The sequence below is a fragment of the Streptomyces sp. NPDC005181 genome (assembly GCF_040608395.1).
Lineage (GTDB): Bacteria > Actinomycetota > Actinomycetes > Streptomycetales > Streptomycetaceae > Streptomyces.
This window is the reverse complement of record NZ_JBEXID010000009.1, coordinates 131,810-155,630: the sequence shown is the minus strand read 5'-3', so window position 1 is coordinate 155,630 and position 23,821 is coordinate 131,810. Positions and strand designations below refer to the sequence as shown.

At 69.6% G+C, this 23,821-nt stretch carries 18 protein-coding genes and 2 pseudogenes; 11 read left to right on the top strand and 9 right to left on the bottom strand.

The genetic code is table 11. The features are described from left to right. The first annotated feature begins 164 nt into the window (after positions 1 to 164). Together cofD and ABZV38_RS09575 are read left to right on the top strand one after the other, a co-directional pair. Positions 165 to 1,121, top strand: a complete 957-nt coding sequence (cofD, locus tag ABZV38_RS09580; RefSeq protein WP_356326225.1) for a 2-phospho-L-lactate transferase — start codon at positions 165 to 167, stop codon at positions 1,119 to 1,121. Then, positions 1,118 to 2,488: a coenzyme F420-0:L-glutamate ligase gene (locus ABZV38_RS09575; protein WP_356326196.1), complete on the top strand. Its 1,371-nt coding sequence runs from the start codon at positions 1,118 to 1,120 to the stop codon at positions 2,486 to 2,488. The genes cofD and ABZV38_RS09575 overlap by 4 nt, the downstream gene beginning before the upstream one ends. Before the next feature lie 164 nt (positions 2,489 to 2,652). Here ABZV38_RS09575 and ABZV38_RS09570 read toward each other — a convergent pair whose 3' ends face one another. From ABZV38_RS09570 to ABZV38_RS09560, 3 genes are all read right to left on the bottom strand, one after another. Continuing rightward, the gene (locus ABZV38_RS09570; protein WP_356326195.1) at positions 2,653 to 3,696 is read right to left on the bottom strand and encodes a DNA-3-methyladenine glycosylase 2 family protein; all 1,044 of its coding nucleotides are present in this window, start codon (positions 3,694 to 3,696) and stop codon (positions 2,653 to 2,655) included. Positions 3,697 to 3,753: 57 nt separating this feature from the next. Further along, on the bottom strand, positions 3,754 to 4,845 hold the full coding sequence (locus tag ABZV38_RS09565) for an NDP-sugar synthase (protein WP_356326194.1): 1,092 nt from the start codon (positions 4,843 to 4,845) through the stop codon (positions 3,754 to 3,756). Positions 4,846 to 4,975: 130 nt separating this feature from the next. After that, the gene (locus ABZV38_RS09560; RefSeq protein WP_356326193.1) at positions 4,976 to 6,439 is read right to left on the bottom strand and encodes a peptidoglycan recognition protein; all 1,464 of its coding nucleotides are present in this window, start codon (positions 6,437 to 6,439) and stop codon (positions 4,976 to 4,978) included. Between the two features lie 138 nt (positions 6,440 to 6,577). On the opposite strand from ABZV38_RS09560, the gene ABZV38_RS09555 reads away from it, so the two are divergent. From ABZV38_RS09555 to ABZV38_RS09530, 6 genes and pseudogenes are all read left to right on the top strand, one after another. After that, complete coding sequence (locus ABZV38_RS09555; RefSeq protein WP_356326192.1) at positions 6,578 to 7,330, top strand: TIGR03089 family protein; 753 nt, start codon at positions 6,578 to 6,580, stop codon at positions 7,328 to 7,330. Between the two features lie 360 nt (positions 7,331 to 7,690). After that, positions 7,691 to 9,004: an LCP family protein gene (locus ABZV38_RS09550; RefSeq protein WP_356326190.1), complete on the top strand. Its 1,314-nt coding sequence runs from the start codon at positions 7,691 to 7,693 to the stop codon at positions 9,002 to 9,004. Between the two features lie 223 nt (positions 9,005 to 9,227). After that, entirely contained in the window at positions 9,228 to 11,030 is a 1,803-nt protein-coding gene (locus ABZV38_RS09545) for an LCP family protein (RefSeq protein WP_356326189.1), read from the top strand. A 49-nt stretch (positions 11,031 to 11,079) separates the two neighbouring features. Continuing rightward, positions 11,080 to 12,786 (top strand): LCP family protein, encoded by a 1,707-nt coding sequence (locus ABZV38_RS09540; RefSeq protein WP_356326188.1) that lies wholly within the window; start codon positions 11,080 to 11,082, stop codon positions 12,784 to 12,786. A gap of 100 nt (positions 12,787 to 12,886) precedes the next feature. Continuing rightward, positions 12,887 to 13,054: pseudogene (locus ABZV38_RS09535) on the top strand (TIGR03089 family protein); the annotation flags it as partial. Positions 13,055 to 13,238: 184 nt separating this feature from the next. Continuing rightward, positions 13,239 to 13,667 (top strand): hypothetical protein, encoded by a 429-nt coding sequence (locus ABZV38_RS09530; protein WP_356326187.1) that lies wholly within the window; start codon positions 13,239 to 13,241, stop codon positions 13,665 to 13,667. Positions 13,668 to 14,048: 381 nt separating this feature from the next. Here ABZV38_RS09530 and ABZV38_RS09525 read toward each other — a convergent pair whose 3' ends face one another. Continuing rightward, positions 14,049 to 15,074, bottom strand: a complete 1,026-nt coding sequence (locus tag ABZV38_RS09525; RefSeq protein ID WP_356326186.1) for a glycosyltransferase family 2 protein — start codon at positions 15,072 to 15,074, stop codon at positions 14,049 to 14,051. A 275-nt stretch (positions 15,075 to 15,349) separates the two neighbouring features. Here ABZV38_RS09525 and ABZV38_RS09520 point away from each other — a divergent pair, with 275 nt between their 5' ends. Then, positions 15,350 to 16,714, top strand: coding sequence for an LCP family protein (locus tag ABZV38_RS09520; RefSeq protein WP_356326185.1), 1,365 nt, complete (start codon positions 15,350 to 15,352; stop codon positions 16,712 to 16,714). A gap of 57 nt (positions 16,715 to 16,771) precedes the next feature. On the opposite strand, the gene ABZV38_RS09515 is transcribed toward ABZV38_RS09520, so the two are convergent. Then, complete coding sequence (locus ABZV38_RS09515; RefSeq protein ID WP_356326184.1) at positions 16,772 to 17,323, bottom strand: acyl-CoA thioesterase; 552 nt, start codon at positions 17,321 to 17,323, stop codon at positions 16,772 to 16,774. A gap of 120 nt (positions 17,324 to 17,443) precedes the next feature. On the opposite strand from ABZV38_RS09515, the gene ABZV38_RS09510 reads away from it, so the two are divergent. Further along, positions 17,444 to 18,748 (top strand): LCP family protein, encoded by a 1,305-nt coding sequence (locus tag ABZV38_RS09510; RefSeq protein WP_356326183.1) that lies wholly within the window; start codon positions 17,444 to 17,446, stop codon positions 18,746 to 18,748. Positions 18,749 to 18,818: 70 nt separating this feature from the next. Here the strand turns inward: ABZV38_RS09510 and ABZV38_RS09505 are convergent. From ABZV38_RS09505 to ABZV38_RS09495, 3 genes and pseudogenes are all read right to left on the bottom strand, one after another. Then, positions 18,819 to 19,142, bottom strand: a pseudogene (locus ABZV38_RS09505) (methyltransferase domain-containing protein); the annotation flags it as partial. After that, entirely contained in the window at positions 19,114 to 19,608 is a 495-nt protein-coding gene (locus tag ABZV38_RS09500; RefSeq protein WP_356326182.1) for a hypothetical protein, read from the bottom strand. The pseudogene ABZV38_RS09505 and the gene ABZV38_RS09500, both read right to left, overlap by 29 nt. A 155-nt stretch (positions 19,609 to 19,763) precedes the next feature. Further along, entirely contained in the window at positions 19,764 to 20,921 is a 1,158-nt protein-coding gene (locus ABZV38_RS09495; protein ID WP_356326181.1) for an acyl-CoA dehydrogenase, read from the bottom strand. Between the two features lie 189 nt (positions 20,922 to 21,110). Between ABZV38_RS09495 and ABZV38_RS09490 the strand changes: the two genes are divergently transcribed. Further along, on the top strand, positions 21,111 to 22,454 hold the full coding sequence (locus ABZV38_RS09490) for a UDP-glucose/GDP-mannose dehydrogenase family protein (protein WP_356326180.1): 1,344 nt from the start codon (positions 21,111 to 21,113) through the stop codon (positions 22,452 to 22,454). Positions 22,455 to 22,557: 103 nt separating this feature from the next. Here ABZV38_RS09490 and ABZV38_RS09485 read toward each other — a convergent pair whose 3' ends face one another. Beyond that, positions 22,558 to 23,802 (bottom strand): dipeptidase, encoded by a 1,245-nt coding sequence (locus ABZV38_RS09485; RefSeq protein WP_356326179.1) that lies wholly within the window; start codon positions 23,800 to 23,802, stop codon positions 22,558 to 22,560. Between the last annotated feature and the right edge of the window lie 19 nt (positions 23,803 to 23,821).

Below are 23,821 nucleotides of genomic sequence, written 5' to 3'. Positions count from 1 at the left end.
GCCCACCCGTCGCCCGCCACCACCCCACCAACGATCAGGCTTCGCCCGACAGCCCACCCGTCGCCCGCCACCACCCCACCAACGATCAGGCTTCGCCCGACAGCCCACCCGTCGCCCGCCACCACCCCACCAACGATCAGGCTTCGCCTGACAGACTGTTCTGTATGCGCATTGTGGTTCTGGCCGGTGGTATCGGTGGTGCTCGTTTTCTGCGTGGCCTCAAGCAGGCCGCGCCCGACGCGGACATCACGGTGATCGGCAATACCGGTGACGACATCCATCTGTTCGGGCTGAAGGTCTGCCCCGACCTCGACACCGTGATGTACACCCTCGGCGGTGGCATCAACGAGGAGCAGGGTTGGGGGCGTACCGACGAGAGCTTCCAGGTCAAGGAGGAACTCGCGGCATACGGCGTGGGACCCGAGTGGTTCGGGCTCGGCGACCGTGACTTCGCGACGCACATCGTCCGTACCCAGATGCTGGGCGCGGGCTATCCGCTCAGCGCCGTCACCGAGGCACTCTGCGCGCGCTGGAAGCCGGGGGTCCGGCTGCTGCCGATGTCCGACGACCGGGTCGAGACGCATGTCGCGGTCGATGTGGACGGCGAGAGCCGGGCGATCCACTTCCAGGAGTACTGGGTGAAGCTGCGTGCCTCCGTGGAGGCCCGGGCGATCGTGCCGGTCGGCGCGGAGCAGGCCAAGCCGGCGCCCGGTGTGCTGGAGGCCATCGCCGAGGCCGACGTCATCCTCTTCCCGCCGTCCAATCCGGTCGTGTCGGTGGGGACCATCCTCGCCGTGCCCGGGATCCGGGAGGCCATCGCCGAGGCCGGGGTGCCGGTCGTCGGCCTCTCCCCCATCGTCGGGAACGCGCCGGTGCGAGGCATGGCGGACAAGGTGCTCGCCGCGGTGGGCGTCGAGTCGACGGCCGCGGCTGTCGCCCAGCACTACGGCTCCGGACTGCTCGACGGCTGGCTCGTCGACACGGTGGACGCCGGGGCGGTCGAGGAGGTGCAGGCCGCGGGCATCCGCTGCCGGGCCGTGCCGCTGATGATGACGGATGTGGACATGACCGCCGAGATGGCGCGTCAGGCGCTGGCGCTGGCCGAGGAGGTACGGGCGTGAGCGGCAGCGGGGCCCCGGGTGAGGCGCCCTCGTACCGGGTCTGGGCGCTGCCCGGGATGCCGGAGGTGCGGGCCGGGGACAACCTCGCGAAGCTGATCTCCACCACCGAGCCAGGGCTGGTGGACGGTGACGTCCTCCTCGTCACCTCGAAGATCGTCTCCAAGGCGGAGGGCCGGGTCGTCGAGGCGGCGGACCGGGAGGCGGCCATCGACTCCGAGACGGTACGGGTGGTGGCACGCCGCGGCACGCTGCGGATCGTCGAGAACCGGCAGGGTCTCGTCATGGCCGCTGCCGGGGTCGACGCCTCGAACACCCCCGCCGGAACGGTGCTGCTGCTGCCCGAGGACCCGGACGCGTCGGCCCGGGCGATCCGGGACGGGCTGCGGGACACGCTCGGCGTCGAGGTCGGGGTCGTCGTCACGGACACCTTCGGGCGGCCGTGGCGCAACGGACTGACCGATGTCGCGATCGGGGCCGCCGGGGTGCGGGTGCTGGACGATCTGCGAGGCGGCACGGATGCGTACGGCAACCCGCTGAGCGCAACCGTCGTCGCCACCGCCGATGAGCTGGCCTCGGCCGGTGATCTGGTCAAGGGCAAGGCGGAAGGCCTGCCGGTCGCGGTGGTGCGGGGGCTTTCGCACGTCGTGGCCATGGAGGGCAGGACGGATGTGTCCGAGCGCGGTGCCGGTGCCTGTGCCGCCGACGTCGAGCCGGGGGCTCGGGCGCTGGTGCGGGTCGCGGTCGATGACATGTTCCGGCTCGGAACGTCCGAAGCGGTACGGGAAGCGGTGACCCTGCGGCGTACGGTGCGGGAGTTCACGGACGAGCCGGTGGACCCGGGGGCGGTACGGCGTGCCGTGGCCGCGGCGGTGACGGCTCCGGCGCCGCATCACACGACGCCGTGGCGGTTCGTGCTCCTGGAGTCCCAGGAGTCGCGGACCCGGCTGCTCGACGCGATGCGGGATGCATGGATCGCCGATCTGCGGCGTGACGGCAAGAGCGAGGAGTCCATCGCCAAGCGGGTGCGGCGGGGTGACGTGCTGCGCCGGGCACCGTATCTGGCGGTGCCGTGCATGGTGATGGACGGCTCCCACACGTACGGGGACGCACGGCGGGATGCGGCGGAGCGCGAGATGTTCGTGGTCGCGGCGGGGGCGGGCGTCCAGAACTTCCTGGTGGCGCTGGCCGGTGAGCAGCTCGGGTCGGCGTGGGTCTCGTCGACGATGTTCTGCCGGGATGTGGTGCGTGAGGTGCTGGATCTGCCGGCGGAGTGGGATCCGTTGGGAGCAGTGGCCGTGGGGCGGGCGGCGGGTATGCCGCGGGAGCGGGGGAAGCGGGATGTGGGGGCGTTTGTCGCGGTGCGGTGAGGGGCGGGGTGGGGTTTTCTCCTCTACCCCCGCCCCTTCCCGACACCGGGGGCGGCCCCGGGCCCCGGTGTCGCGGCCTTCGGCCGCGGTCTGCCCTCAATCGCCGGACGGGCTTGATTTTGCCGGCCGTTCTCAGACGCCGGATGTGCTTGAGGCCGGTGGGGCTACAGGCGGGCGATGTCGCCCCTGGTCATGCGGGGGGCCCGGCGGGGTGGGGTGTGGCCCGACAGCAGGATCAGGCGGGTGGCTCGGTGGCGTTGGCCCTCGTAGGGGGCGAGCAGGGTCAGCATTTCCTCGTCGTCGGCGTTCCTGTTGCCTGCCAGTGCGTGGCCGATGATGCCGGGGAGGTGGAGGTCGCCCACCGTGACCGCATCGGGGGCGCCGTTGGCTCGCTGGAGCGTTTCGGCGGAGGTCCACGGGCCGATGCCAGGGATCAGTTCCAGCCGGGCGGTGGCCTCCGGGAGGGGCATCGTGGCCGCTTCCTCCAGGCGTCGGGCCACGCGTACCGCGCGCAGAATGGTGGCGGACCGTTTGGCGTCGACGCCGGCGCGGTGCCATTCCCAGGACGGGATCAGCGACCAGGTGCGTGGGTCCGGCATCACATGCAGGCCGTGCGTGGTGAACAGGGTGGCCGCGGGGCCGGGGGCCGGGGTGCCGTAGGTCCGGACGAGGAGGCGCCAGGCGCGGTAGGCCTCGTCGGTGGTGACCTTCTGTTCCAGGATCGACGGGATCAGCGACTCCAGCACCAGTCCGGTGCGCAACAGCCGCAGGCCGGGGCGGCGATGCTGGGCCGCGGCGACCAGACGGTGGCGGGGGCGGAACGCCTCCGGGTCGTCCGCCGCACCGAGCAGGGTCGGGAGCTGGTCCAGGAGCCATGAGGCCCCGGGTCCCCAGGCCGTCGCCCCGATCCCGCCGCCCCGGTCGGTGACGTGGAGGGTGCCGGGGCCGGCCGGGGTGCGGGTGGCCCGCCAGACCGAGCCGTCCCGGTCGATACGGAACGTGGGGTCGGCGGGGCCGCGGCGCAGCGGGGCCAGGACGAGGCGCAGGTCGAGCGGGCCGGGTGGGGTCCACTCCCGGGTCAGTGCCCCGTGAGCCTGCGGTGCCTCCGGTTCGTGCAATGCCCCGGATGCCTGCGGAGCCCGGTCCGCTGCGGCCTGGCGCGGGACGGACCTGCGCGGGGCGCTGCGGGGGGCGAATCGTCCTGCCACGGGTGAGGTCCTCGGTCGTCGGGGGGGCCTATCGAGCGTACGCGCCGCGGGGGCCCGTCATTCGTCCGACGAGAAACGCACGGACGCGTCGGGCAGAGTCGCCCCGCACCAGATGCGGATGCCGTCGCGCAGTTCGTTGTCGGCACCGACCTGGGCGCCGTCGCCGACGACTGCGCCCACCAGCACCGTACGACTGCCGATCCTGGCACCGGCTCCGACCAGGGAGTCCGTGATCACGGCTCCCGGTTCGACAACCGCGCCGGCCAGCACCGCGGAGCCGTCGATCCGGGCACACGCGCCGATCAGGGCGCCTTCGCCGACGACCGTACCGCCGCTGAGTTTGGCGTCGGCGGCGACGGAGGCCGTCGGCAGGACGAGCCGGTCGCCGCACCGCCCGGGGACGGCCGGGGACGGGGCGCGGCCGAGGACCAGGTCGGCGGAGCCGCGTACGAACGCCTGCGGCGTGCCGAGGTCCAGCCAGTACGTGGAGTCGACCATGCCCTGGAGGTGCGCACCGGAGGCGAGCAGCCCGGGGAAGGTCTCGCGCTCCACGGAGACCGGGCGGTCGGCCGGGATGGTGTCGATGACCGACCGGCGGAAGATGTACGCCCCCGCGTTGATCTGGTCGGTGACAATCTCCTCGGGCGTCTGCGGCTTCTCCAGGAACGCGGTGACCCTGCCGGTGTCGTCCGTCGGTACGAGACCGAAGGCGCGCGGGTCCTCGACCCGGGTGAGGTGGAGCGAGACATCCGCTCCGGAGGTGGCGTGCGAGGTGACCAGCGCCCGGATGTCGAGGCCGGTGAGGATGTCGCCGTTGAAGATGAGGACGGGTTCGTCCGGTCCGGAGACGAGGCGCGACGCCACGTTGCGGATGGCTCCGCCGGTGCCGAGCGGTTCGCGTTCGGTGACGTACTCGATATGGAGGCCGAGTGACGAACCGTCGCCGAAGTGCGGCTCGAAGACCTCTGCCAGGTACGACGTGGCGAGGACGATGTGCTCGACCCCGGCGGCCCTCGCCCGTGCCAGCTGGTGCGTCAGGAACGGGACGCCGGCTGCCGGAACCATGGGCTTCGGAGTGTGCACCGTGAGCGGGCGCAGTCGGGTGCCTTTGCCACCGACCAGGAGAATCGCTTCTTTTGCCTCTGTCACAGCACTGTCTCTGCTTCCTGCTGGGGCCGGGCCTGGTTTCGGCTGGCCAGTCTAAGCAGACCGGTTGGATCTCCCCGGTCAGCGGCCCGGTCAGCAGTCCGGCGTCCCTCGCCGGAGCCCGCACGGGCCGTCAGCGGCCTTGCAGGTGGGCAGAGCTGGTCCGGGCCGTGCCGAGTTTCTTGTAGAGACGGGTTCCCGGGCATTCGGTTGCGAAGCCGTCCCGATGTCCGGAGATGACGTTGAGTTTGACCTTTGTCCCCTTCTTGAACCGGTTTCCGCCGCCCGACACGAGGGTGGTCTTGGAGCGTGGGTTGGCACCGAACAGTCCGAGCTTCCAGGCGGTGAGCTTCGCGATGGCGTTCACCGCGGCGGCGGGCGGGTTGGACGTGGTGAAGGTGCCGAGCACGGCAATGCCCATGCTGTTGGTGTTGAAACCGAGAGTGTGCGCCCCCAGGACCGGCTTGGTCACGCCCCCGGCACGTCCTTCGTAGATGTTTCCGCACTTGTCGACGGCGAAGTTGTAGCCGATGTCGCGCCAGCCACTGCTCTTGACGTGGTAGCGGTAGATACCACGAAGGACCGACGGCGCCTGGGAGCACGTGTAGTTGTTGCCCGTGGCGCTGTGGTGGATGAAAGCGGCCTTGACGGTCTTCGTGTACGCGAAGGCACGCTCGCGGAGCTTCTCGTCGGCCCCCCAGCCCTTGCGGGTGATGATGCTCGGGCGGGGGCCGATGTACGGCTTGGTGCCCGGCGCGACACCGGCCTCGGCTTCGCTCTCCGCCTCGGTCTGCGCCTTGCTCAGCGCGGGTATGACGGAGCCTTGGTCAGATGTCCGGACGGATCCCTGGAGAGATGCCTGGAGGGACGCCTGGAGTGATGTGGCGAGCCGGCTGCCGCTGCCGGACACGAGACCCGCGGACTCGGCGCCTGCGGCTTCGACGCCCGCCGTTCCCATGCTCGCCGCTTCGAAGTCGCCCTCGTCGGTACCGGCCACGGACGACCGCTGCGAGTCCTCGCCGGGGTCGACGAGTTCGAGCCGCAGGCCTGCGGGCAGCGGTACCCGGGCGGTGGCCCGGTCATGGCCGTCGGGCATCTCCGGGATGACCCGGACCTCGACGCCGTCGCAGTCACCGACCCAGAGCGGGGCGGTGGAGCCGCGGACGGTCCCGGAGTCGCGCTCGGCGCTCCCTGGGTCGGCAGCGTGTTCGGCATTGTGGGTCTCCACGTCCTGCCAGTCCGACCAGTGGCCGGATCCGGTGGCGCGGGCGCGGACCTCGACGGCACCGTGGAGTTCGGCGTCGGCGTCGTCCCAGACGACGCCGACCAGCGAGAAGGGGTGGACGTCGCGTCGGGGCAGACCTTGTACGGCATTGGCCTCGGCGGTCCCGCTGGGGGCGCCGGTCGCCCGCGTGGACGCGGTGGACAGTGGCGACAGCGGCAGGGACTGCGTCGACCCGGGCACTTCTGCGGGGTCGGCGGCCTCGGTCGCTGCGGTGGCGGAGGTGTCGGGGGCGGCGCCCGCAGGCACGGCGGTCGGCAGTACGAGGGCCGCCGAACAGGTGACACCAATGGCAGATGCAATGAAGGCGCGCATACGAATGATATTGACCACAATGCGACAACGACGGCTACCGGGGCATCTCAGGACAATTGACGGGCCGTCTGCCGAACCGGTGTACCCGATGCCTGTGGCACACGTCCCCGCCCGGCACCGCCGCGTAGCCTTGCGCGGATGAATGCCAGCGACCGCACCCCTGCCGACCTGCTGCGTTCCGCGCTCGCCGCGGACCCGGCCCGCCCCATGGTCACTTTCTACGACGATGCCACCGGAGAGCGCGTCGAACTGTCGGTGGCCACCTTCGCCAATTGGGTGGCCAAGACCGCCAACCTGCTGCAGGGCGACCTGGCCGCGGAACCCGGCGACCGGCTCGCCCTCCTGCTGCCCGCGCACTGGCAGTCCGCGGTCTGGCTGCTCGCCTGCTCCTCGGTCGGCGTCGTCGCCGATGTGCAGGGCGACCCCGCCGCCGCCGACCTTGTCGTCACCGGTCCGGACACGCTGGACGCCGCGCGCGCCTGCCGCGGCGAGCGGATCGCCCTGGCCCTGCGTCCGCTGGGCGGCCGGTTCCCGCAGCCGCCCGCAGGGTTCGCGGACTATGCCGTGGAGGTGCCGAGCCAGGGCGACCGGTTCGCGCCGTACGCACCGGTGGACCCGGACGCGCCCGCGCTGACCGTCGGCGGGCTCGGGCTGACGGCGGCGCAACTGGTCACGCGCGCCCGCGAGGACGCCGTGGAACTGGGGCTGGCGCCCGGATCTCGGCTGCTGACGGGGCGCACGTACGACAGCTGGGACGGGCTCAGCGCCGGGCTCTTCGCCCCGCTGGCCGCCGGCGGTTCCGTGGTCCTGTGCCGGCATCTGGGACACCTGGACGAGGACGGGCTCGCCAAGCGCGTCGAGAGCGAGCGGGTCACCAACACCGCGGTATGACGGACGCCCTGACGGCCACTCGTCCGGCCCACAGCGGGCCGAGCCCCCGGGCCTGCGTATCAACTCCGGTACATCATCGGCGGGACAGACCACTCAGGCTCAAGGAACTCTCTCGTTTGGATCATGCCGGATCAGGGAGCCGCCCGCCCGCGAAGCGACTGGTGCCCCTGGTGCGTGCAGCTGCAAGGCGGAGGAGGAAGTCGGCGCGGAGCGCGGCGACTGGCGACAACGCCGCAGATGTGCGTGCCGGACCCGTCAGCCCGGCATGATCCACACGAGAGGACCTGAGCACAACCAAGCGTGAGGTTCAGCCGTCTACTCCTGCGACCGGCGGCCCCAGCGCGCCGCCGAACGTGAAGGATGGACGCAGACGTGACCGAAAGCGCCGGCACGCCGGACGACCCCGACCACTCGGCCGCGGACCAGGACGGGAACGACGGCGAGTCGCAGGACAGGGACGAGTCCCAGGGCAAGGACAGGTCCCGGGGCGACGGCAGTTCTCAGGACGGGCCGGAAGGCGAAGGCCGTCCCGACCCACTCGGCCCGGACGACCCCGCCAAGCGGAGGCACCACTGGCTGCGCTGGTCGGCGCTCGCCGCGTCGCTCCTCGTCCTGGTCGCCGCGGGCGGCGGCTGGTGGCTGTACAGGAAGCTCGACGGCAACATCAGGACCGACACGTCCGCGGCCGCCGAACTGCGGACGTACGAAAAGGAACGCCCCGTGTCCGTCGTGCACGACGCGGAGAACATCCTGCTCATCGGCTCCGACAGCCGCACCGGCGACAACCGCAAGTACGGCCGCAGCTACGGCAGCAGCCAGCGCTCCGACACCACGATCCTGCTGCACCTTGCCGCGGACCGGAAGAGCGCCACCGCCATGTCCATCCCGCGCGATCTGATGACGGAAATCCCCAGCTGCCACCAAGCGGACGGAAAGCCCACCAGGAAACAATTCGCCCAATTCAACTGGGCCTTCCAATTCGGCGGCACCGCCTGCACGATCCGCACGGTCGAGCGGATGACGGGCATTCGCATCGACCACCACATGGTCGTCGACTTCAACGGCTTCAAGGACATGGTCGACGCGGTGCACGGCGTCGAGATCTGCCTCAAGGAACCGATCGACGACTCCGCCGCGCATCTGAAGCTTCGCGCGGGACGCCAGAAGCTCGACGGCGAGGAGGCGCTGGGGTACGTACGGGCCCGCAAGTCCATCGGCAACGGCAGCGACACCGACCGCATGGAGCGCCAGCAGCGATTCCTCGGCGCCCTGGTGAACAAGATGCAGAGCAACGGCGTCCTGCTCAACCCGACCCGCCTCTATCCGGTGCTGGACGCGGCCACCAAGTCGCTGACCACGGACCCGGGCCTGGACAGCCTCAAGGACCTGTATGAGCTGGTGCGCGGCATGCGCAACGTATCTACAGAAAAGGTGCAATTCCTGACGGTTCCACGGCAACCGTATGTTGCCGACGCAAACCGGGACGAACTCGTCCAGCCTGAGGCCGACAAGCTCTTCAAGCGGCTGCGCGAGGACGCCCCCGTCGCAGTGGTCCCGGCGGATGAACTGGAACGCAAAAAACGCGGGAATTCGGACAGCTCGGACTCCACGAGCCCGACGCCCACACCCACCTATTCGGGCAGCAATGCGGCCACCGACCTGTGCGAGCAGTAAAGCAATTCCCAAGTAGGCATCGACAATCGGAGCATAATGAGCAGTATGACCGGTTGTAAGGGCCGTGGAATGTGTCACGCTCGTCGCTTGACAGCGAACCGGGCGGATAGTGTGACGCGATCCGGTGCTTCCGACCGTCAGGTCGCGCACTGCTGGAGCGAAAGATCGAGCGCCTCTCGGGGGAAGGCGCCTCGCGTGGCACCGACGGAGGACTCAAACAACCGTGGATGCGCAAAGCCGTGGGCGGGCGGACGAAATCGACCCCGCAGACCAGTGGGTCCTCAACCCGCAGACCGGCGATTACGAATTGCGACTGCCCCAATCCGGAGGGGATTCATATCGCACGCCAAGTGCGCCGAGTCCGCGTGGTTCCGGGCGCAGAGGCACGGCGCGTGAGGACGGCGGCGAGCGCAGAAGCGCGGTTCGTGACGGTGACGGCGAGCGCGGAAGCGGTGTACGGGACGGCGGGGGCCGGGGTCCGGCGCCGCGCCGTGAGGTGCCCGGGCAGCGCAGCCGTCGTTCGGCCAATGCGCGCGGCCAGGAGGCTCCCGAGACCGCGGGCCGGCGCAAGCGGAAGCAGCCGAAGGCCCGCCGCAGGAAGGCGCTCGTCTGGACGGGCGGCGTGATGGCCTTCCTGCTCGTCGGGCTCTCGATCGGCGCCTACACGCTGTACCGGCACTTCAACAGCAACCTGAGCACCGTCGACGTCGGCGACGCCGGCAACAAGGACGTCGCCACCGCCAACGCGCCCATCAACATATTGATCATCGGTACCGACAAGCGGACCGGTAAGGGCAATGAGGGGTACGGCGACAAGGGCAGCACCGGCCACGCCGACACCAACATCCTCTTCCACGTCTCCAAGGACCGCTCCAATGCGACGGCACTGAGCATCCCCCGCGACCTGATCACCGACATCCCGGACTGCGAAACCACGAAGCCGGACGGCACGAAGACGGTCATTCCGGGGACGCAGAACATCCGGTTCAACGTCAGCCTCGGCCAGGAGGGGCGCGACCCGGGCTGCACCATGCGTACGGTCAAGGAGATCACCGGCCTGCAGCCCGACCACTTCATGATGGTCGACTTCAACGCGGTGAAGGAGCTGTCCACGGCGGTCGGCGGCGTCAAGGTCTGCCTGGCCCACCCGGTCAAGGACTCCAAGTCGCACCTCGACCTGCCGGAGGGTGAGAGCACGATCCAGGGCGAGGACGCCCTCGCGTTCGTCCGCACCCGGCACAGTTTCGGCAATCAGAGCGACCTCGACCGGATCAAGGTGCAGCAGCAGTTCATCGGCTCGATGATCCGGCAGATGAAGTCGGACGACACGCTGACCAGCCCGACGAAGCTGTACGCCCTGGCGGACACCGCGACCAAGGCCCTCACGGTCGACTCGGCCATCGGCACGGGGAAGAAGCTGATGTCGCTGGCCAAGGAGCTCAGCAAGGTCGACACCAAGAACATCACCTTCGTGACGGCCCCGGTGATAGACAACCCGGCCGAGAAGGTCCACGCCACGGTGGTGCTCAACACCGCCCAGTCCGATCCGCTGTTCCAGATGATGCGCGAGGACACCTCGCTGACCGAGGTGAAGAAGCAGAAGAAGGCCGCCAAGAGCAAGCAGGACGCACTGCTCAAGGGCGCCAAGGCTGCTGCCGCCGACGTACGCGTCGATGTCCTCAACGGCGGCGACCGGGCGGGCGCCGCCCAGGAGACGGTCACCTGGCTACAGAACGACCAGGGCGTACTCAAGTCGACGAACAAGGCCAACGCCCCGGAGAAGATCTCCAAGACGACGCTCGCGTACGCACCGAACCAGGCCGACCAGGCCCGTGCACTCGCCGCCATGATGGGGCTGCCCGGCTCGGCCCTGAAGAAGGGCACCACGGACGCGGAGGGGCTCCAGGCGATGGTCCTGACCCTGGGAGCGGACTTCAAGGGCGCGGGTGTGCCCATCACCGGACCGGCAAAGGCGCCGGCCGACGTTCCGCTGGCAAACGCCGCCAAGTCAGAGTGCGCCAAGTGACACGGGGTCACTGCGCCATTCCAAGAGTCTGAGCAGCAGGGGGGTCCTGGTGGGACGGAGCAGCACACCCGGGGAGGGAACGCGACCACGCGTCCGGCACGCCGGACAACTCGGCTGGGACGACGGCCTCTACGACGACGGCCCGTCCGCCGGCTCCGACGACGGGCACGACAGCGGACGGGACGGCCGGCGGAACAGCGGCGGCGCCGGGGACCGGGACCGCCCGGGCCACGGCGGGCGCCGCCGCGGGCAGTCGCACCGGCACGGCCGACGCGGGAAGCGCCGCATACTGCGCTGGATCGCCTGGATTCTCGCTGTGGTCATACTCGGCGGCGCCGGCGCCGGATACCTCTACTACCAGCACCTCAACGCGAACCTCAAGAAGGCGGACCTGACGCTCGGCGACAAGAAGATGACCGAGCACAAGGCCAACGCCGCCGGTCAGACCCCGCTGAACATCCTGCTCATCGGCTCGGACGCACGGAACTCCAAAGAGAACCAGAAGCTCGGCGGGGCCAAGGACACCTTCGGGGCGCCGCCCCTCGCCGATGTGCAGATGCTGCTCCATCTCTCCGCCGACCGAAGCAACATGTCGGTGATCAGCATGCCGCGCGACACGCTGCTGAAGATCCCGAACTGCACCGATCCGAAGACGGGGCACACCTACCCGGCCACCACGGGTCTGGCAATGACCAACGAGACGCTCGGCCGCGGCGGCCCCGGGTGCACCGTGGCCGCCTGGTACGAGCTCACCGGCATCACCATCGACCATTTTATGATGATCGACTTTTCCGGTGTGGTCTCGATGGCTGACGCGATCGGCGGCGTCCCGGTCTGCGTCAAGGGCAACGTCTACTCCCACACGAGGGACGGTAAGGGCTCCGGGCTGAAGCTGGAGGAGGGCACCACGAAGGTCAAGGGCAAGCAGGCCCTCCAGTGGCTGCGGACTCGCTACGGCTTCGAGGACGGCACCGACCTCGGCCGTACGCACGCCCAGCACATGTACATGAACTCGATGGTCCGTGAGCTGCGCAAGGGCACCAAGCTCACCGACCCCACCAAGCTGACGGACCTCGCCGAGGCGGCGACCACCGCGCTGACCGTCGACAAGGACATCGACACGGTCAAAAAGCTGTACGACCTCGCGGGCGAGCTCAAGAAGGTCCCCACCAAGCGCATCACGATGACGACGATGCCGAACGTCTACGGAACCGGTGTGAACAGCGGCCGCGTGCTGCCCAAGCCCGTCGACGCCGACCAGCTGTTCCAGATGGTCCGCGACGACATCCCGCTCGATGGCAAGGCGTCCAAGCGCAAGGCTCCGGCCGCCAAGGAGCCCACGGCCCCCGTCGCCGAGATTCCGGTCAGCATCCGCAACGGGACCCGTACCGACACCGAGTACCCGGTCGAGGGCCGCGCCTCGGCGGTCAAGAAGCTGCTGACCGGGAAGGGTTTCACCCAGGCCACGGTCGACGTGCAGAACACCGAAGCGGCGGCGCGGACCGGGGTGCTCTTCCCGAGCGAGGACGCGGAGGGCAACGCCCAGGCCGTCGCCAAGGCGCTCGGCATCCCGCTGACGGCGGTGAAGAAGTCGACCGCCGTCTCGGGCATCACGCTGACCGTGGGGGCCGACTGGCGCGAGAGCGGGCCCTATCCCGCCCCCAGCGCCGAGGAGAAGACTCCGAAGAGCGCACGGGCTCTGAACGGCGACGACGAGACGGCCTGCATGGAAGTCCAGCCGGGCTTCGGCTGGTAGCTCCGAACCGGGCACAACGCACTGTGGGGGCCGTCCGGCACATCGGAGGCCCCCACAGTGTCGACACTTACACGGTGACGGCCGGGCGGCGGCCGGCGATGACTATGCCGTGGAGGTGCCGAGCCGGAGCGACCGGTTCGCGCCGATGGACCCGGACGCGCCCCCGCTGACCGCCGGCGCTTCCGTGGACCTGTGCCGGAATCCGGGACAGCTGGACGAGGACGGGCTCGCCAAGCGCAGCGAGAGTGAGCGGGTCACCAACACCGCAGACTGCCCCCGGGCACGCACGGGATTCCTGCCTGCAGGTCAAGCATGTGTCCCAACTCCTTCCAGACGAAGGTGACTTCATCGACCACCGGGCGTGACTCACTTCACTTGACGCCCAATTGCCTTGATCGATCACCGACGGTAGCTTCAACGAGCCTTATTTGCTGTCTACTTGGAGCTCAACCATGAACCTTGGCAAGAAGGTCGCCTCAACTCTTGGTGCCCTCACCGCGATAGCCGGCCTCTCTCTCGTCAACGCCCCCTCCGCCGCCGCCAGCACTCCCTCCGGCTGCAGCAGCGTGTCCCAGATCGGGAGCACCCGAGTGATTCAGGTCGGCGGAATAGACGCCGCCTCGGTCAAGCAGTACTACGGCTGCGGATACAACTACGCCTACATCTATGTGTGGCAGCAGTTTCGGGACACGCACACGAACTGGGACCTGTACATCCGCATCGTCAATGAGTCCGACTCCGGCAACGACTACGGCGCGGCTCAGCTGGCCAACACGACGCGATCCGAGCTCTGGGGAACCCCCGCCAACACCGCGGCCTACTGTACGCACGCCACGGGTTACCTGAACAGCACCGGCGGATCGACCTCCACGGTCTGCTGAGCGAAACGGCCCGTCGTCCCTCGACTGCTGCACCTGCCGATCACCCACGACTTCAGCCCAGCGCATCCCTGAATGCACGTCAAAACGCCTTTCCGGCAGTTGACATGCACGTGGCATCACTGAAAGGGCCCCCTGACGTCGTGCGCGCAGTCGTACGTCGACGGCGTCACCGGAGAGGCGCGCACGCGCACCGCCTCCTACTGATGCCTGACGCATCCCGCTGAGGCCTGACAAGCACCACAATGGCTTCGGCATCGTGCCGCGGATCGATGATCCTCGTACAGCGCAGGCGACGGTTCCGCGCCCCAACGGTTCGGCCGGACTTGAGTGGAGCCCTGACCAAATGCCTCGGGGCTCCACCCAGTGAACGTGTGCGTCGGCTCAGACCCCGCCGGAGACCTTCACCCGGGGGCGGCGGCCGGCCATGACTTTCTTCGCCAGCGAGCGCGGGCTGGTCAGGAAGCCGTAGCCCCAGGACATGTGCATGGTGGCCAGCGCCACCGGGATCTGTACCCGCGCCTTCAGCGGCAGGCCCTTGCCCGCCGGGAGCGACCCGGCGACTATGGCCGCGGCGTAACCGGCCGGGACGACGAAGGCCCACGGGGTGACGGCCGCGCCGACGACGATGCCCGCCGCTATGGCGCAGAGGGCGATCGGCGGGGCCAGGTAGCGCAGGTTGATCGAGCCGGCGTGGTAGCGGGCGACGACGTGACGCCAGCGGCCGTAATCCTTGTACTGCTTGGCGAGGGCCCTCACCGAGGGGCGCGGCCGGTACTGCACCTTCAGCTCCGGCGAGAACCAGATCAGCCCGCCCGCCTCGCGGATCCGGAAGTTCAGCTCCCAGTCCTGGGCGCGGATGAACTCCACGTTGTAGCCGTCCGCCTTCTCCAGCGCCTCGCGGCGGAAGACACCCAGGTAGACCGTCTCGGCCGGGCCCGCCTGGCCGCCGGTGTGGAAGGCCGCGTTGCCGACGCCGATCCTCGACGTCATGGCCGCGGCGACGGCGTCCTCCCAGGCATTCTCGCCCTCGGCGTGCATGATGCCGCCGACGTTCTGCGCGCCGGTCTCCTCCAGGAGGCGGACGGCGGTCGCGATGTAGTTCGGCGAGAGCATGCCGTGGCCGTCGACCCGCACCACGATGGAGTGCGAGGAGGCCTTTATCGCGGCGTTGAGCGCTGCCGGGGTACGGCCGGTCGGGTTCGGCACCGTGTGCACCCGGGAGTCCTCGCGCACGAGCTCGGCGGCGATCTCGTCCGTTCGGTCCGTGGACGGGCCGAGCGCGATCACGACCTCCATCTCGCCGGCGTAGTCCTGCTCAAGGATGTGCCGGATCGAGTTCCTGAGATGGCGTTCCTCATTGAGCACCGGCATGATCACGGAGACGGCGGGGTACTGCGCGGCAGACATGTGGTCCTCGGGGGGTCCTCGGGGGCGCCGGGGGTTCACACCCCAGGAGGCGGCGTTATTCGGCCGCCACGTTACCGCGAATGGGGGATGCGGGCGCGCCCCACCGGGTCGCTTCCCGGAGTGGTGATCGTATGGACCTACTGTGCGAACGGTCCCCCATGCACCGCGGAGGTCCCCTCGTGCCCACACCGCACCGCTCCCCCCGTCCGCCGCGCCGTCACGCCGCTCCCCCGCAGCCCAGGTCGAGAAAACAGGATGAGCGGCCCCGCTGGGGCATGCGGGTGGCGACCAGTCTGTCCGTGCTGGTCCTCGGGGCAGGCGGGATCGGTCACGCGGTCGTGACCGGCCTGGAGACCGGGATCGACCGGGTCGACCCGTTCAAGGACATGAAGAACCGGCCCCGGGCCGGCACCGGCATGAATCTGCTGCTCGTCGGCACCGACGGCCGCGACAGGATCAGCCGGGAGGAGAAGCAGAAGTACCGGCTGGGCGGTGCGCCCTGCCACTGCACCGACACGATCATGCTGGTGCACCTGTCGGCGGACAGGAAGCGCGCGACCATCGTCTCGCTGCCGCGCGACAGCTACGCCGAGCTCCCCGAGCACCGGGACCTGACCACCGGCGACGAGCACGCAGCCCATCCCGTGAAGCTGAACGCCGCCTATGCGGAGGGCGGGCCGAGTCTGACCGTACGGACGGTCGAGCACATGACCGGCGTCAAGGTCGATCATTACCTGGAGGTCGACTTCACCAGCTTCATGAAGACGGTGGACACCCTCGGCGGGGTGCAGATCTGCACGGCCCGGCCGATGAAGGACTCGTACACCGGTCTTGATCTCGGCGCGGGCACCCATTGGCTCGACGGCGGGCAGGCGCTCCGGTACGTGCGCTCACGCCATATCGACGCGGCCGCCGACCTGGGCCGGATGCAGCGCCAGCAGAAGTTCCTCGCGTCGCTGATCAAGCGGGCGACCAGCAGTGGTGTGCTGATGAACCCGGTGAAGTTCCGGGACGTCGCGTCGACGATGCTCAGTTCGGTCCGGGCGGACCGGGGGTTCGGCACGGACCAGATGCTGGACCTCGGCCAGGCGATGCGCGGATTCACACCGGCGTCGTCCGAGTTCGCCTCCGTACCGATCAGCAATGCCTCCCTCCCGGTCAAGGGCATCGGCTCGACGGTCAAATGGGACCCGTCGAAGTCGAAGAGGCTCTTCGAGGCGCTGCGCGAGGACAAGCCGCTGGCTGCGAGGCGGCCGAACGCGCCAGTGGCGAAGACGGTCGATGTCGCGCCGCGTGGGATCCGGGTCCAGGTCTACAACGGGACCCCGCAGGACGGGCTCGGCAGAAAGGTCGACGACGCGCTGCGCGCCACCGGCTTCGCCACGACACGGGTCCCGCTCAACGCGGATCCACGCCGCCTGAGGCACACGCTGATCGAGTACGACCCGCGGTGGGACCGGTCGGCGAAGTCGCTGGCGGCTGCGCTGCCGGGGGCCGAGCTGCGGGCGGTCACGGGGCAGGGCAGGACGCTGAAGGTGACTGCGGGCGCGGATTTCGGCACGGTGCAGCGGGTGCAGGCCGAGGAGACGCACCGGGGCGAGTTCGACACGGTCACGGGCGACCAGGTGGTCTGCCCGTAGGGCCTGGGGGAACGGCGGCCGCCGGGACAACCGCTCCCTCCGGACCCGGGGCTGCCGTCAGTCGACGTCGATGCCGTCCGCCACGCGCTTCTCGCGCAGTTCCTTGATCGCGCGGCGCCGGGCGAGGCGGTGGGTGCGCCGGATCTGCGCCTCCTGGTAGCGCCGCTTGTCGCGCTCCGTCTCCGGGATCACGGGCGGTACGGGGCGCGGCTTGCCGTCCCCGTCGACCGCCGCGAACACCAGATACGCGCTGCCGACCTGCTGGGCGGGGGTCGATTCGTTCCACCGCTCGGCCATGACCCGGACGCCGACCTCCATCGAGGAGCGGCCGGTCCAGTTCACCTGCGCCCGGACGTGAACAAGGTCACCGACGCGGACCGGCTCCAGGAAGACCATCTCGTCCATCGAGGCCGTCACCGCGGGGCCGCCGGAGTGGCGGCCGGCCACGGCACCCGCCGCGTCGTCGACGAGCTTCATGATCACGCCACCGTGCACGGTGCCCAGCAGATTGGTGTCACTGCCGGTCATGATGTGGCTGAGGGTGGTCCGGGACGCCGCGGTCGGCTTGCCCGGAATATCGCCCTCCGGGCGCGGGGCCTGATCTGTCATGCCGTCCACCTTATTGCGGCGGCCCGGGGCCGCGGACATTGCATCAGCTTGGCAACAGCCCTGGCCCGATATCTCACACCCCCTGTAATACCGACGGGTCCGGCCTGCACACTGGTCCGCATGAGCGACAGGCCCGGTGGATGGACCGACGACAACCGCGACGACCGCTACGGACGGGGCAGTGACAGCGCCCAGCCCGAGAGTGCCCGTGTGATGCGGCATGTCCAGCGGAACCCCGTACCGCCGCAGCAGCGCCCGGCTCCGCCGCGGCAGTATCCGGCGCCGCCGCAGCAGCGCCGCCCGGAGCCGCCGCGGTACGCCGACGGCTACGACGACGGCGCAGGGTACGACAACGGTTACGGCGCCGGTCAGGTCTACGGCGGTGGCAACGGCGGCGGCCGGGGTTACGGCGGGGGTGACGGCGGTTACGTCCAGGGCCGGCCCGCACCGGACTGGCGCCGTCGAATAAAGATAGGCGCCCTGACCCTCGTGGTCGTGGTGCTGGCCGTCTCCATCAGCACGTACTTCTGGGCCGACTCCAAGCTGAAGCGTGAGGTCGACCTCTCCAAGGTGATCGAGCGTCCCGGTGAGGGCGACGGCACCAACTATCTGATCGTCGGTTCCGACAGCCGCGCGGGCATGTCGGCCGAGGAGAAGAAGAAGCTCCACACCGGCTCCGCCGAGGGCAAGCGGACCGACTCGATGATGATCCTGCACGACGGATCGAACGGCCCGACGCTGGTTTCCCTGCCGCGTGACTCGAACGTCGAGATCCCCACCTTCGTCGGCTCGGAATCCGGCAAGACCTTCAAGGGCACGGGCCGCATGGTGAAGCTGAACGCCGCCTACGCGGAGGACGGCCCCGAACTGCTGGTCCGTACCGTCGAGTTCAACACCGGACTGCACATCGACCACTACGTCGAGATCGGCTTCGGCGGCTTCGCCAAGATCGTGGATGCGATCGGCGGGGTGGAGCTCGACATCCCCAAGGCATTCAAGGACAAGAACTCCGGCGCCGACTTCCAGGCCGGCAAGCAGACGCTGAACGGCGAACAGTCGCTCGCCTTCGTGCGGACCCGGTACGCGTTCGCGGGCAGCGACCTGGACCGTACGAAGAACCAGCAGAAGTTCCTTGCGGCGCTGGCGAGCCAGACGGCCACGCCGTCCACGGTCCTCAACCCGTTCAAGCTGTACCCGACGATGGGCGCCGGTCTCGACACCCTCATCGTCGACAAGGACATGTCGCTGTGGGACCTGGGCAACATGTTCTTCGCGATGAAGGGCGTCACGGGCGGTGACGGCAAGTCGATGAACATCCCGATCTCGGGCAGCACCGGCGGGAACCTGGTCTGGGACAAGGCCAAGGTCAAGCAGCTGGTGCAGCAGCTCAACGACGACGAGAAGGTCACCGTCTCCGGCAACTGACGGCAGACAGGAGCAGGGCCCGGACGGTTCGCCGACCGGGCCCTGCCGGGGTGCGCGGGATGTCGTGCTCGGCGTCGAACCCGCCGTCTCCATAGGGAAGTTCCGGCAGCCGGCCGAGCCGGACATCGACTCCGGGTGCGGCGCGCCGGGTCGCCTCGACCATTCCGGGTTCGGCGTCCACGGCCCGTACGACCGCTCCGCGCCCGACAGCCGCCACCGTCACGCCGCCACTGCCGCACCCCGCATCGAGCACCTGCGTCCCGGCCCCGACCCCGGCCGCGTCCAGCAGCGCGGGCACGGGATGAGCGCAGAGCCTGGCGAAGGTGCGCGCGTAGGCCTCGGCGCGGCCGTCCCATATCCGCCGCTCACTCAGATCGAAGGCGGTCCCGCACACCTTCCACGGGCCCCTGCGGTTCGAGCTCGTCCAGATCTTCGTGCAGCGCGTCCAGGATCCGTCCCGTGGGCTCGCCCTGCGGGGACAACTCCGCCAGGCACCAGCCGGGCAGCTGCTCCTCGACCTCGGGCGGAAGATCGCCGTCCGTCGGGCCGGTCAGGCTGCAGAGCAGGCCGAACGCGGTCTCCTTCGCCACCTCGCGGGCTATCTCGCCCAGTTCACCGGGCGTCAGCCCGAGCCGCACCGCCCGCTCGACGGCGCCGCCCGCGAGGCCCTCCTTGCGGTGCACCTCGACCCAGTCGGGCGCCGCCGAGCTCCAGGCGTCGATGTCCTGCCAGATCATGCGCAGGAACCGGTAGCGGGCGAGCTGCGGAATGTTCTCCTCGGCCTCCGAGTCGGCCCAGCCCGGTGCATCGTCGGCCCCGAGTGCGGTGAACAGGCCTGTGAGCGTGTCGATATCGGTCATGGACAGGGAAGTTACGCCATCGCGAGCATCGTCCCCGGAGCGTTCATGAACCCGCTGCGCAGGGGAAACACGGCCGGCCCCCGGCAGGGAGCCGGGGGCCGGTCGATGGTCACCAACCGTTCGCAACGGTCGCCGAGTTGTGGAAACAGGCCGGGTTACGGCAGGTTGCGGGCCATCACTATCCGCTGGACCTGATTCGTGCCTTCATAAATCTGCGTGATCTTGGCGTCGCGCATCATCCGCTCCACCGGGTAGTCCCGCGTGTATCCGTAGCCGCCGAGCAGCTGGACCGCGTCCGTGGTGATCTCCATCGCGACGTCCGAGGCGAAGCACTTGGCCGCGGCGCCGAAGAACGTCAGGTCGCTGTCGAGGCGCTCGGACTTTGCAGCGGCCGAGTAGGTGAGCTGACGGGCCGCCTCCAGCTTCATCGCCATGTCGGCGAGCATGAACTGGACGCCCTGGAAGTCACCGATCGGCTTGCCGAACTGCTTGCGCTCCTGGACATAGCCCTTGGCGTAGTCGAGGGCGCCCTGCGCGATACCGAGGGCCTGCGCCGCGATCGTGATGCGGGTGTGGTCCAGGGTCTTCATCGCCGTGGCGAAGCCGGTGCCCTCCTCGCCGATCATGCGGTCGGCGGGGATCCGGACGTTGTCGAAGTAGACCTCGCGGGTCGGGGAGCCCTTGATGCCGAGCTTCTTCTCCGGGGCGCCGAAGGAGACACCCTCGTCCGACTTCTCGACGACGAACGCCGAGATGCCCTTGGAGCGCTTGGTCGGGTCGGTGACGGCCATCACCGTGTAGTACTCGGAGACGCCCGCGTTGGTGATCCAGCGCTTCACGCCGTTGAGGACCCAGAAGTCGCCGTCGCGGACGGCCTTGGTCTTCATGCCGGCGGCGTCGGAGCCCGCGTCGGGCTCGGAGAGGCAGTACGAGAACATCGCGTCGCCCTTGGCGAGCGGGCCCAGGTACTTCTTCTTGAGCGCCTCGGAGCCGGAGAGGATCACCGGGAGCGAGCCCAGCTTGTTCACGGCCGGGATCAGGGAGGAGGAGGCGCAGACGCGGGCCACCTCCTCGATCACGATCACGGTGGCGAGGGCGTCGGCACCGGCGCCGCCGTACTCCTCGGGGACGTGCACGGCCTGCAGGTCGGAGGCGACCAGGGCGTCCAGCGCCTCCTGCGGGAAACGGGCCTCCTCGTCGACCGCCGCCGCGAACGGGGCGATCTTCGCCTCGGCGAGCGCACGGACCGTCTCGCGGAGCATGTCGTGCTCCTCGGCCGGACGGTACAGGTCGAAATCGGTGGAACCCGCCAAGACTCTCACTCCCCAGGGATGCTAACTACCGTTAAGTAACCCAATTTTAGGCGCCATGCCCCGCAAAGACCTATGCGAGCTGCACGTGAGCTACGCGACAGGGGTCCGCAAGGCCGGTAAAACAGGGCGTCCGGGGGCACGACTATGCTCGTTCACCGCACGTCTGTCCGCATCTCCCAGGAGCACTCCATGGCCCTCAGGATCACTGTGATCGGCACCGGCTACCTCGGCGCCACCCACGCTGCGGCCATGGCGGAGCTCGGCTTCGAAGTGCTCGGGCTCGATGTCGTGCCCGAGAAGATCGAGATGCTGAGCGCCGGCAAGGTCCCGATGTACGAGCCGGGTCTGGAGGAGCTGCTCCGCAAGCACGTCGCGGGCATCGAGGGATCCACCGGCCGGCTGCGGTTCACCACCTCGTGGGAAGAGGTGGGTGCCTTCGGTGATGTGCACTTCGTCTGCGTGAACACTCCGCAGAAGCACGGCGAGTACGCCTGCGACATGTCCTACGTGGACAGCGCCTTCGAGTCGCTGGCGGCGCAGCTGACCCGTCCCGCCCTGGTCATCGGGAAGTCGACCGTGCCGGTGGGCTCCGCGGCCCGGCTCGCGGCGCGGCTGGCCGAGCTGGCGCCGGTGGGTACGGACGCGGAGCTGGCCTGGAACCCGGAGTTCCTGCGCGAGGGCTTCGCCGTGAAGGACACCCTGCACCCCGACCGGATCGTCGTCGGTGTGGAGAGCGAGCGGGCCGAGAAGCTGCTGCGCGAGGTGTACGCGGTACCGGTCGCGGAGGGGTCGCCCTTCGTGGTGACGGACTTCCCGACCGCCGAGCTGGTCAAGACCGCCGCGAATTCGTTCCTGGCGACCAAGATCTCGTTCATCAACGCCATGGCGGAGGTCTGCGAGGCCGCCGACGGCGATGTGAAGAAGCTCGCCGAGGCGATCGGCCACGACGAGCGGATCGGCAACAAGTTCCTGCGGGCCGGTATCGGTTTCGGCGGTGGCTGTCTGCCCAAGGACATCCGTGCGTTCATGGCGCGCGCCGGTGAGCTGGGCGCGGATCAGGCGCTGACGTTCCTCCGTGAGGTCGACTCGATCAATATGCGGCGCCGCGGCCACATGGTGGAGCTCGCCAGGGAGGCCGTGGGCGGCGACTCGTTCCTCGGCAAGCGGGTGGGCGTGCTGGGTGCGACGTTCAAGCCGGACTCGGACGACGTACGCGACTCGCCGGCGCTGAACGTGGCCGGGCAGATCCACCTCCAGGGCGGCCAGGTCACCGTGTACGACCCGAAGGGCATGGACAACGCCCGGCGGCTCTTCCCGACGCTCGGGTACGCGGAGTCGGCGCTGGACGCCGTGCGCGGCGCGGATGTGGTGCTGCACCTGACGGAGTGGCGCGAGTTCCGCGAGCTGGACGCGGTGGAGCTGGGCGAGGCCGCGGCACGCCGGATCATTCTGGACGGCCGTAACGCGCTGGACAGTGCGGTGTGGCGCGAGGCGGGCTGGACGTACCGGGCGATGGGCCGGCCCCGGGCCTGAGCCACCGGTTCAGGGGGCGGCCGCCGGTGCCGGAACCGGCCTCAGCCGTTGAGGGCCCGAGCCGCCTCCTGGGAGCGCTCGGGCCGCCTCTCCCGGGCCGTTCTCAGGCCTGGGGAGCGTCGAGCGCGTCGATCGTGGCGTGGGACGGGCCGCGCCGCGTACGCAGGTCACGGGCGACGTCCTCCGCGTCCCGGAGCACCCGTACCGCGTTGCGCCAGGTGAGCTTGGCGAGGTCGGTGGCGGACCAGCCGCGGCCCAGGAGTTCCGCGATCAGGTTCGGGTAGCCCGCGACGTCCTCCAGACCGGTGGGGAGGAACGCGGTGCCGTCGTAGTCGCCGCCGATACCGATGTGGTCGATCCCGGCGACCTCACGCATGTGGTCGAGGTGGTCGGCGATCGTCGCCACGGTGGCCATCGGTCGCGGGTTGGCCGCCTCGAACACGGCGTGGATCTTCATCGCCTGCGGGGTGGTGTCGAGATGGTGCAGGCCGTGGGCGCGCATGTTCTCGTCCGCGGCCCGGGTCCAGGCGACGGCGGCCGGCAGGACGAACTTCGGTACGAAGGTCGCCATGGCGATGCCGCCGTTGGCCGGGAGCTGCGCGAGGACGTCGTCGGGGATGTTGCGCGGGTGGTCGCAGACCGCCCGTGCCGAGGAGTGCGAGAACATCACCGGCGCGGTGGAGGTGGCGAGCGCGTCACGCATCGTCGTGGCCGCCACATGGGAGAGGTCGACGAGCATGCCGGTGCGGTTCATCTCCCGTACGACCTCGTGGCCGAACGGGGAGAGGCCGCCGACGCCCGGTTCGTCGGTCGCCGAGTCCGCCCACGCGATGTTGTCGTTGTGGGTCAGCGTCATGTAGCGGACGCCCAGAGTGTGCAGGGCGCGCAGAGTGCCCAGCGAGTTGTTGATGGAGTGGCCACCCTCGGCGCCCATCAGGGACGCGATACGGCCCTCGGCGCGGGCCGCCTCCATGTCGTCGGCGGTCAGGGCGCGCCGCAGGTCGGCGGGGTGGCGGTCCAGCAGCTCGGCGACCACGTCGATCTGTTCGAGGGTGGCGCTGACGGCGGCGCCGCCAGCCATGTCGGACCGTACGTAGACGGACCAGAACTGGGCGCCGACGCCACCGGCGCGCAGCCGTCGGATGTCGGTGTGGAGGTGGGCGGACTGGTCGGTGGCGATGTCCCGGGCGTCCAGGTCGTAGCCGACCTGTTCGCGCAGTGCCCAGGGCAGGTCGTTGTGGCCGTCGACGACGGGGTACTCGGCGAGGAGTTCCCCGGCCCGGGTGAGCCGCTCCGCGGTGCGGTCGGTCGTGTGGTCCGCGATGTTGTCGGCGCTGTGATCCGCCATGGTCGCCCTCCCCCTCTGC